Here is a 10,542-nt window from a genome sequence, read left to right as displayed (position 1 = left end):
ACCTTTAGCGTCCTGTCTGTTTCGGTGGTGGTGGAGTGGGGGCCGCGCAGCGGGTGGGGGGGCAACACCTGTCCGGGAAGGGTTCAGCTCTCCGTCAGCTCGACCGTGCCGGCGAGCTGGATGACGGACATCGGGTCGAGGGCGCCGTTGTAGGCGCGGACCTCGTCGATGGCTCCGGCGAAGTACTCGGCACTGCCGCGGGCCGAACGGCCCACCTGGAGGCCGCCGGTGGCGGCCCAGGTCGTGTTGTCCACACCCTGGGCGGCGGCCAGCTGTCCGTTGACGAACAGGCGGATCTGGCCGGCGAACGCGTCGTACACCACGGCCAGGTGCTGGCCGCCGGGGTTGGTGTCCGGCAGGACCTGGCTCTCGGAGAAGGTGTTCACCACGGCTCCGGCCGTGTCGGTCGTGGCCACGGCCAGCTCCCAGCGCTTGGTGGCGCCCTGGTAGCGGACCTGGACCCGGTTGGCGTTGGTGCCGGGCAGCGAGAACACGGTCTGCGAGGCCGTGGCGTCGAGCGAGGCGATCTGGGCCCGCGCCGAGAGCGTGAAGCTCGCGGCTCCGGTGACCGGGGCGGCCGCCGTCGAGACGTAGTCCCCGTTGCCGTCGAGGAGCAGGTGGCCGGTTCCGACCATGGCGTCGACCGGGGGCGGGTCGGCCAGCGGGTCCGGGTTCGGGACGTAGATGGCCGCGTTGCCGGCCATCGTCAGGGCCTGACCGCCGCCGGCTTCGGGGGAGGCTCCGGACTGGGCCGCGTTGAGCTGCCAGTAGCCCTTGCGCTCCGGCCTGACGGTCTTGATGTCGGTGATCTGGGCGGGCAGGAGCGGCCGGCTGAAGACCCGGACCTCGGCGAGGTCACCGACGAAGGCGTCCTCGTAGCCCGCCTTGTCGATGTGGCGGCCGATCTGGAGTGCGCCGTACGACTTCCAGGTGGAGCGGCGGACCGTCTCGCCCTTGAGGTCCTTGTCGACGTACAGCTGGATCTTGCCTGTGGCGCCGTCGTAGACGCCGGTCAGCAGCACCCACTGGTCCTTGACCGGAGTGATCCCGGTGGACACGGCCTTCCACTCGCCGAGGCTGTCGACGTCGCCGGCCGGGACGGAGAACTTCCAGGTCTTGGCCGTGGCGTCGTAGCCGAGGACGAAGCCCGGCTCGCCGGTGCCGTCCTGGCTGACCACCGTCATGTCCCGGCTCAGGTCCGTGGGCCGGACCCAGGCGCTGACGCTGAAGCCCTTGAGGGTGTCCAGCACCGTGCTGCCCGCGTCGACCCAGCTGTCGGCGGTGCCGTCGAAGCGGGCCGCGCGGTCGATGGTCCCGCCCGGTCCGGGGACACCGAAGGTCACACCCGGGCCGAAGTCGGCCGGGTACTTGCCCTGCTCCTCGTCGGCGGCGTTGCCGCCCGCCTCGTCGGCGAGGTTCCACTGCGCGGCCGCGGCCGCGCCTGCGGCGACGTAGAAGGAGTGACGGGCGGTGGCACTCGGGTGCGCCGCCTTGTCGACCGCGACGACGTCGACCCAGTGCGGACCGGAGCGGCTGGGCGTCCAGGTCACCGAGGCGGGGCCGCCCGCCGCGCTGTTGGCGACCTCCTTGGTGGTCTCACCGCTGAAGGTGTAGCGGTACTTGACGACGTCCGTGTCGGGCACGGTGTCGTTCGGGTTCGGCGAGAAGGTGAACGTGCCGGGAGCGCCGACACCGTCGTGGTACACGTTGGTGGCCGGGTACTGGGTGCTGAACACGTTCGGCTTGCCCGGGAAGGACTTGTCGTACATGAACTCGCACTTGCCGCTCCACGGGCCCCATCCGTCGCCGTCATGGGCGGCGACGCTCCAGGAGATGACCGTGTTCTCGGGGATCGTCGACCGGGCGGTGTGCTCGAAGGGGGTGGAGCTGGTCGGCGCCTTGTACAGCGTGTCCTGCTCGTAGACCTTGGCGACGCCCGCCGCGTCCTTCCACTCCACCTTGAAACGGACCTTGACCTGCTCGCCCGCGTCGGCGTCGTTCGCGATGGCGCGCAGCGTCGGCGGCACGTCGCTGTAGGGCCGGCCGGTGCCCGTGACGCAGGCGCCGCCGGGGTTGGACGACATGGCGGACGTGTTGATCAGGCCCGGCAGCGTGTTGTAGCTGATGCTCAGGTACGCGTTGCCGCAGACCCGCTTCCAGCCGCCGAAGGTGCTCTCGTTCTGGGCCTTGAGGTTGAAGAGCATCGAGGGCCAGCGCTCGTTGGCCGCGGTGCGCACGCTGTTGGTCAGGCCGCCGGTGGCACCGGACTTGAAGTGCATGTTGGCCTGCGACGTGCAGCTCGTCGGCTGGATCTTCTCGTTGAGCGTCTCCAGCGTCGTCAGCGTCGCGCTCTGCGTGTTGTTCCAGTTGCTGGCGCTGTCGATGTGGGCGGTGCTGCCCCCGATCCGCTGGAGCTGGATGGGTTCGGCCCTGGCGTCGGCCCAGTACACGTGCTGGACGCGCGCGCTGAAGGTGGCGCCCAGGATCTGCTTGCCGCTGTAGAAGGACAGCGGGATCTGGAAGGCGACGCGGCGCGTGCCGACCCCGGCGCACGAGGCGGCGCTGTAGTCCGTCGGGCACTTGCCCACGCCCGCGCTGCCGGAGAACTGCCACTCGCCCACCGTGGGCTTGCCCGACATGACCGCGGTCCAGCCCGAGCGGTCGGTCGTCCTCTGGATCGGGTCGATGACCACGGGGAAGACCGTCGCCCCGTCGCGCAACAGGTTCTGGTCGGGGACGAGGGTCAGCCTGTCCTTGGCCACCTCGATACCGAGGGGCGCGGCCTTGCCGCCGCCGCCCGGACCTTCGAGGGCCGGAGCGAGCGCCGCGGCGGCGGGCCCGGTGGGGGCGTCGGCGCGGGCCGCGGACAGCGACTGCGCGACGGCCTTGGGACCCTTGGTACGGGCAGCGGCCTCCTGGGAGGCGGCCGAGTCCCACATGGACGGGGCGCCGGACTGGAAGACCGTGCCGCCGACCGTGCCGTCCTCGGCGGTGACCGCGCCGTTCGCGTCCTTCTTGTACGTCAGGCCCTTGGCCTTGAGGCCGAGGTCCAGGCGCGTCAGGCGGGGATCGGCCGCGGCCTGCGGGGTCTTGACGACCAGCAGGTGGCCGAAGCCGTTGGCCTCGGCGCGCACCTTGAGGTCGACGCCGGGCAGTGCATCGGGGTAGGTGGCGGTGTCGCCGTCGAGCACGGGCGCGGGGAGCTTGCCGTACGGCCAGGTCAGCGCCATCTCATGGGTGTTGCGGGTCATGGTGACGAACGGCTTGCCGGCCGCGCCGTCGGAGAAGGACAGACCGACCGTGGTCGCCTTCGGGACGACACTGCCGTCCGCGCGCTTGACCAGCGTCTTGTCGATGTCGACCCACTTGCCGTTCCGGACGGCGTGCACCGGTTCGGTGTACTCGCGGGCCGTGTAGGAGCCGTCCGGCTGGGCGAAGATCTCCCGCTGCTCGGTGCGCAGACCGAGGACCTCGACCTGCTTCCCGCTCTTGCGGGACGCGACCCGGGCCTCCGCCTCCGTCTGTACGGGGGTGCCCACGGCGACGGGCTCCGGGGAACGGGCCGCGTCGGCGCCCTCCCAGAGGTCCAGGCCGAGGGTGGTGGCCACCAGGGCACCGGCGGTCACCGCGGCGATCGAGGCGCGGCGCAGCACGGTGCGGCCGATGCCGCGGGACGTGCGTGGCTGGTGCGTCATCATCGGACCACCGTTCCGAAGGTGTTGCGCTCGGCGGGCAGACCGCCCTCGCCGGGCTTGAACGTCTCGATGGGCGCGCCGCCCGTGCCGCTGATCGTCCAAGGGAACAGATAGACCGCGTGGCCTTCGGCGGGCCCGTACGGCATGCCGACGTAGAGGCCGGCCGCACCGCCGCCGATGCTCATCCCGGCGTACTCGCGCGGGGCCTCGGGGGTCGGGATCTCGGAGCCCGGCTCCAGGATCTTGTCGGTCTCGCCGGGCGCGCCGACCATCCCGAACATCTGCACCACACCCCGGTCGGCGACGCCGTTGGCGCCGTCCTCACCCGGAACACCCACGGCGAGCTTGACGTTGGCGCCGGTGCTCGTGCTGGTCGGGGCGGTGTTGAAGGCGGCGATGCGCTGGCCGAAGTAGTCCCCGGCCTCGGACTCGCCGCCGACGTCGGTGGTGTTCTGGTCGATCCAGGCGAGCTCCGTGTACGCACCCGCCGCGTCGATCTTGAACACCTGGACGGCGCCCGCGTCGACGGTGGTGGACAGGTCCTCGCCCGGCATTCCGACGGCGAGGAGGGACTCGGTGGTGCCGGTGGCTCCGGCGGCGCGGTAGGACGTCGCGGCCAGCGCCCGGCCGAAGCCGTCGCCGGTCTCGCAGGCGCCGAGCACGTTGGGCGTGTCCTGAGTGATCACGTTGAGCGGCTTGGGGTAGCCCGACGTGAGGGCGTGGCTGAAGATCGTGACCGCGCCCGACTCGGCGATGGTGCCCTGGGCCTCGCCCGGGGAGCCGACCGCGAGGTGGGTCGCGGTGGCCGCGACGGTGGTGCCGAAGCGGTCGTACTCCTCCTTGGCGTCGGGCACGGCTCCCGCGTTGGTGGTGTCCTGAGTGACGAGAGTGGCCGTCACCGTGGTCGAGCCGGAGATGTAGAGGAAGGCGCCCGCGTCCACCGTGGTGCCGACGTCCTCGCCGGGCACGCCGCCGACGAGGAACGGCACACCGGTCGAGGTCTTGCCCGCGGCGAGGGAGTAACCCGTCCAGTCGTACGACTCGGAGCCGATGGCGGAGAGCAGGCCTGCGCCCTGGACGTACTCGGCGGTCGCCTTGCCGGCGGCCAGGCCGGTCGGGGAGCCGTGGACGACGACGATGCGGCCGGCGTCGACGCCGGAGCCGATGTCCTCGTGGGGCGAGCCGATCGCGAGGTCGCTGCAGCCGTCGAGGTCCGCGTCGTAGACCGCCATCGAGTAGCCGAAGAGGTCACCCGCCTCGGAGGGCCCGGCCTTCGCGGCTTCCTGGGTCAGTTCCAGTACTCCCTTGCCGCCGCCGTACACGATGTGCACGACCCCGGCCTTGGAGATGCCGCTGGCGGCCGCCTCGGGGTCCGCGATCGCGGTGTCCCGGATGCCGTCCCCGTTGAAGTCCGACTCGACCCCGGCACAGCCGGCGACCGCCGCGGCCGTGCTCACGAGGGGTGTCGGTCCTGCCGTCAGGGCCAGGGCGAGGGCCGTGGCCGACAGGGCCCAGGCTCCTCTGGCGGCACGCCGCCTGGCCGCGCCGTGTGGCGCGGTTGTCGCTCTGCTCACGTGGTGGTTCCGCTTTCGTTGATTTCGGAGGCGCTGAACGGCAGCCCGAAACAAGGAAGCAATAACGGAACGTGAAAGATGCGCACACCACAGAGCGACGCCTGCGCAGGTCAGTGCGCGTGCGTCAGCCCATCCCCCCGCTCGCCATGGTCCCCCCGTGACAAGCCGCTCAACAGCAAGCGTTGAGCCACCTTGGCGTGAACCTGCCCAGTGGGCAAGAGGCAATGTCCGACATCAGGCGATCATGGCACCTAACGGATTGATCACAGCCGAGAAAAACGGCCCTGCCCGGCACCGAAAGGTGCCGGGCAGGGCCGTTGTGAACCGTACGCCGCGAATCAGGCCTCGGTCGGAGCCGAGACGGACGGGAGCGTCTGCTGCTCCGCCGCCGCGGTCTTCTTCGTCGTCCGCTTCGTCGCGGTCTTCTTGGTCGTCGTGGCCGCCTTCTTGGCCACGGTCTTCTTGGCGGCCGCCGCCTTCTTGGCCGGGGCCTTCTTCGCCGCGGTCGCCTTCTTGGCCGGAGCCTTCCTGGCGGTCTTCTTGGCCGGTGCGGCCTCCTCGACCGGTGCGGCCTCCTCGGCCGGCGCCGCCTCCTCGGCCGGCGCCGCCGGCTCGGTCACCGCGGTCTCGACGACCACCACGGCGGCCTCTGCCGCGCCTGCCGGAGAACCGGCGGGTGCGGTGGCCTTACGGGTGGCACGCCGGCGCGGACGGGCCGGGGCGGCCTCCGGGGCGGCCTCCGCCACGGGGGCCTCCTCGACCACGGCCACGGACTCGGGCTCGACGACGGGCTCCGGCTCCACGACCGGCTCCGGCTCCGGCACGACGACCGGTTCCGGGGCCACCTCGGCCGCGGGGACCGGGGCGCCCGCCGGGGCGGTGGCCTTACGGGTCGCGCGGCGACGGGTACGGCCCTTCGGCGCGGCCTCCTCGACCGGCGCGGCCTCCACCGTCTCCGCGGCCTCGACGGCCTCGGTGACGACCTCGGACACCGGCTCCAGGACGGTGTCGGCCGGCTCGGCCACCGGCTCCGCGACGACCTCGGCCACGGGGGCCGGAGCGGCCTCGGGGGCCGGAGCCTGCGCCGGGGTGACCGCACCGCGCGGAGCGCCCGCCGGAGCGGTCGCCTTGCGGGTGGCACGGCGCCGGTTGCGACGGCCGCTGATTCCCGCGGCGGCCTCGGCCTCGGCCGGGCTGCTGTAGAGCTCCTCGTCCGCGACGAACTCGGGCTCGGGCAGCGCCCGCGGCGCGGCGGCCTCGGCGGCCACCTCCGCCTCGGATTCAAAGCCCTCCGTGTCGACCGTCTCGATCTCATGGTCGTGCTGATCGAACTCGGTACGGCCGCCGCGGCGCTTCGAGCGCTTGCCGTTGCCCCCTCCGCCGATCACGGTCGGCGTCTCCATGTGCACGATGACACCGCGGCCGTTGCAGTGGACGCAGGTCTCGGAGAAGGACTCCAGCAGTCCCTGGCCCACCCGCTTGCGGGTCATCTGGACCAGGCCCAGCGAGGTGACCTCGGCCACCTGGTGCTTCGTACGGTCGCGGCCCAGGCACTCCAGCATGCGCCGCAGGACCAGGTCGCGGTTGGACTCCAGGACCATGTCGATGAAGTCGATGACGACGATGCCGCCCAGGTCGCGCAGCCGCAGCTGGCGCACGATCTCCTCGGCCGCCTCCAGGTTGTTCCTGGTGACGGTCTCCTCGAGGTTGCCGCCCTGACCGGTGAACTTGCCGGTGTTGACGTCGATGACGATCATCGCCTCGGTCTTGTCGATCACAAGCGAGCCGCCCGAGGGCAGCCACACCTTGCGGTCGAGTGCCTTGGCGAGCTGCTCGTCGATCCGGTACGTCGCGAAGACGTCGACCTCGGAGGTCCAGCGGGACAGCCGGTCGGACAGGTCCGGGGCCACGTGGTTCACGTAGCCGTGGATGGTCTCCCAGGCGCCGTCACCGCTGACGATGACCTTCGAGAAGTCCTCGTTGAAGATGTCGCGCACGACGCGGACGGTCATGTCCGGCTCGCCGTACAGCAGGCTCGGCGAAGAGGTCGAGATCTGCTTCGACTTCTTCTGGATGTCCTCCCACTGGGCCTGCAGACGCTCGACGTCGCGGCGCAGCTCGTCCTCGCTCGCGCCCTCGGCGGCGGTGCGCACGATGACGCCCGCGTCCTCGGGGACGATCTTCTTGAGGATGGTCTTCAGACGCGCGCGCTCGGTGTCGGGCAGCTTGCGGCTGATGCCGGTCATCGAGCCCTCGGGCACGTAGACCAGGTAGCGGCCGGGCAGCGACACCTGGCTGGTCAGGCGGGCGCCCTTGTGGCCGATCGGGTCCTTGGTGACCTGCACGAGGACCGACTGGCCGGACTTGAGGGCGGACTCGATGCGGCGCGGCCCGTTGGCCATGCCGAGCGCCTCGAAGTTGACCTCACCGGCGTACAGAACCGCGTTGCGGCCCTTGCCGATGTCGATGAACGCGGCCTCCATGGACGGCAGAACGTTCTGGACCTTGCCCAGGTAGACGTTGCCGACGTACGAGGTGGCCTCTTCCTTGTTGACGTAGTGCTCGACGAGCACGTTGTCCTCGAGGACGCCGATCTGGGTGCGCTCGCCGGCCTGGCGGACGACCATCACGCGCTCGACGGCCTCACGGCGGGCCAGGAACTCGGCCTCGGTGATGATCGGGACGCGGCGGCGGCCCTGCTCGCGGCCCTCGCGGCGGCGCTGCTTCTTCGCCTCCAGGCGGGTCGAGCCCTTGATGGACTGGACCTCGTCCGACGGCTCGGCCTTCTCACGGGCCGGTCGCGGCTCGCGGACCTTGACGACGGTGCGCACCCCGTCCTCGTCAGCGGCCTCGGCGGCCTCGGCGGCGGTTTCCCCGCTGCGGCGACGGCGACGGCGACGACGGCGGCTGGAGCTGGAACCGAGGGCCTCCTCGGTCTCCTCGTCCTCTTCCTCTTCCGCCTCCTCGGCGGCCTCGGCCTCGGCCTCGGCCTCCTCATCGGCGGACTCGTCGAGGTCGGCGGCCTCACCACGGCGGCGGCGACGGCCACCGCGGCGGCGACGGCGCGACGGGCGCTCGCCCGACTCGTCGCCCTCTTCGAACTCCGCGGACTCCTCTTCGAGGTCGGCGGCCTCGGCCTCCGGCTCCTCCTCCGCGAGCACCTCGGGCAGGGAGACCGGCCCGGACTCGGCGGCGCCACGCCCACGGCGACGGCGGCGGCCGGCGGGCTGCGGGGCGGGGGTCTGGACGACCTCGGCCTCGACCTCCGTCTCCTCCTCCTCGACCTCGTCGGCCGGGGCGGCGGCGCGTGCGGCCGCAGCGGCCATGGCGGCGGTCTCGGGGGTCTGGAACATCGGCTCGGCGAACACCGGGGCCTGGAAGACGGCCACGGCGGGGCGCGCGGCGCGGCGGGCACGGGCCGGAGCGGCGGGCTCGGCGCTCTCGGCGGGCTGGGCGGCGGGCTGCGGGGCGGCGGCGGCCGGAGCGGCGGAGCGGGTGGCGCGGCGGCGGCCGCCACGCTTCGGCGAGTCCAGGGCGTCGGCCACGGTGAAGGCGCGGGCGGCCCTGGGGGCCTCCTCCACGGCGGCGGGCTCGGCGGCCTCGGCCGCGGGGGCCTCGGTGACCGCGGCGGCCTCGGCAGCTTCGGCGGCCGGAGCGGCGACGGCGCGGGTGGCACGACGACGGGCACGCGGAGCCGGAGCGGCCGCAGCCTCCTCCTCGACCACGGGCGCGGCCTCGGCAGCGGGAGCCTCAGGGGCGGCGACGGCGCGGGTGGCGCGGCGACGGGCACGCGGAGCGGGAGCGGCGGGCTCCTCGGCCACCGGGGCGGCGGCCGGGGCCTCGGCGACCGGGGCCTCCGCGACAGCCGGGACGACGACGGCCTCGGCGGCCGGAGTCTCGGGAGCGGCCACGGCGCGGGTCGCGCGGCGGCGGGTACGTGTGGGAGCGGCGGCCGGAGCGGCCTCCTCGGCGGGTGCGGCCGGGGCGGCCTCGGTCACCGAGGTCGTCTCCGCGACGCCGCCGGGCGGACCGGCGGGACGGGAGGCGGCGCGGCGACGCCTGCGCGGAGGCAGGTTGTCGCTGGGGCTGCCGTTGTCGGCGCTGCCTGCGGTGGTGGTGTCGTTTTCGTTGTTGAGCATTGCGGGCGGTTCTCCCGTCACGCTCCCGGGCGCCGCGGCTGACTTCCGGTCCGGCACGGCTCCGCGTAATGAGCGCGGAACCGGCCTCCGGGGCGCGTTCGCCACACGGGAGCTGTAGTCCATGGCCGCCGGTTCCGTACGTGTTGTCCGTACGGCCTGGCGGAAGTCTTCAGGTCAGTGCGCTGCCCGACCCAGGTGGCTCCCGAGTACCAGGGCTGCGCGACAACGACGATCCTTACGCGGCGGGACCTTCCGGCGCCTTCGCGTCGGCGGCTACGGCGGCCGTGGGTGGGGCGGCCGTGTCAGCCTCGCGGTCGGGCGCGAGCGGGTCGGTCACCGTGCCGGACTCCTCGTCGAAGAGCCCCTGCGCCAGCCTGGTCACCGCTGAGGGGACCGGCGGCGCCAGGTCGGCCACAGCTCGGAGACCGGACAGGACGTCGTCGGGTCGCACGGCAGGTGTCAGATGCCGAACAACCAGCCGCAGTATCGCACAGGCATTGTCCAGGGGCCTATCAGCCGGGGCGGAAAGGGCTTCCAGACTGACGACCGCGCCGCGCGTGTCGAAGGTCCGCATGCCGTTCTTGGTCCGGCGCTGCACCTCCACGGTCTCGGCCGCGAGGAAGGACGTCACGGCCCGTTCGGCCTCGGCGGGCTCCACGCCGTCCAGGCGCAGCTCCCACACGGAGGCGGTGAGGCGGTCGGCGAGGCCCGAGGTGCGGGCCTCGACGGCGTCGATGATGTCGAGCCCGGTCGGCATCGACTCGTCGAGCAGCTCGCGGAGCTTCTCGGGGTCGCGGGGCTCGGCGAGGGCGATCTCCAGGTATTCGGCCTCGCTGCCGGTCCCGGTCGGGGCGGCGTTCGCGTACGAGACGCGGGGGTGCGGGGTGAAGCCGGCCGAGTACGCCATCGGCACCTCGGCACGGCGCAGGGCCCGCTCGAAGGCGCGCTGGAAGTCGCGGTGGCTGGTGAACCGGAGGCGGCCGCGCTTGGTGTAGCGCAGTCGGATGCGCTGCACCACCGGTGCGGGTGGCGGGCCTTCGGGCTGTCGCTTGCCCAGTGGTTCTTCTCCTTGTGCGGGGCTCCGCGGCTCGCGCGTCGCCCTGAGCGTCTGTGGGACCGGCCGGCCACGCCCCG

The 10,542-nt window shown here is 72.7% G+C and carries 4 protein-coding genes; all 4 read right to left on the bottom strand.

What is annotated here, in order from left to right; all coding sequences use genetic code 11:
• Positions 1 to 83: 83 nt before the first annotated feature.
• The 4 genes from ACWGIF_RS20035 to ACWGIF_RS20020 all read right to left on the bottom strand — a co-directional run bounded on the left by ACWGIF_RS20035 (position 84) and on the right by ACWGIF_RS20020 (position 10,423).
• Positions 84 to 3,698 (bottom strand): LamG domain-containing protein, encoded by a 3,615-nt coding sequence (locus ACWGIF_RS20035; protein WP_453499132.1) that lies wholly within the window; start codon positions 3,696 to 3,698, stop codon positions 84 to 86.
• Complete coding sequence (locus ACWGIF_RS20030) at positions 3,695 to 5,152, bottom strand: integrin alpha (protein WP_453499130.1); 1,458 nt, start codon at positions 5,150 to 5,152, stop codon at positions 3,695 to 3,697. Before ACWGIF_RS20030 ends, ACWGIF_RS20035 begins: the two co-directional genes overlap by 4 nt.
• A 455-nt stretch (positions 5,153 to 5,607) precedes the next feature.
• A complete protein-coding gene (locus ACWGIF_RS20025; protein ID WP_453499128.1) occupies positions 5,608 to 9,408 on the bottom strand; it encodes an Rne/Rng family ribonuclease in 3,801 nt (1,266 codons plus the stop codon).
• A 235-nt stretch (positions 9,409 to 9,643) separates the two neighbouring features.
• Positions 9,644 to 10,423 (bottom strand): TIGR03936 family radical SAM-associated protein, encoded by a 780-nt coding sequence (locus ACWGIF_RS20020; protein ID WP_453499126.1) that lies wholly within the window; start codon positions 10,421 to 10,423, stop codon positions 9,644 to 9,646.
• Positions 10,424 to 10,542 lie beyond the last annotated feature (119 nt).

Source organism: Streptomyces sp. NPDC054849, assembly GCF_053610945.1.
The sequence above is the reverse complement of the archived record's forward strand: the minus strand, read 5'-3'. Positions and strand labels throughout refer to the sequence as shown.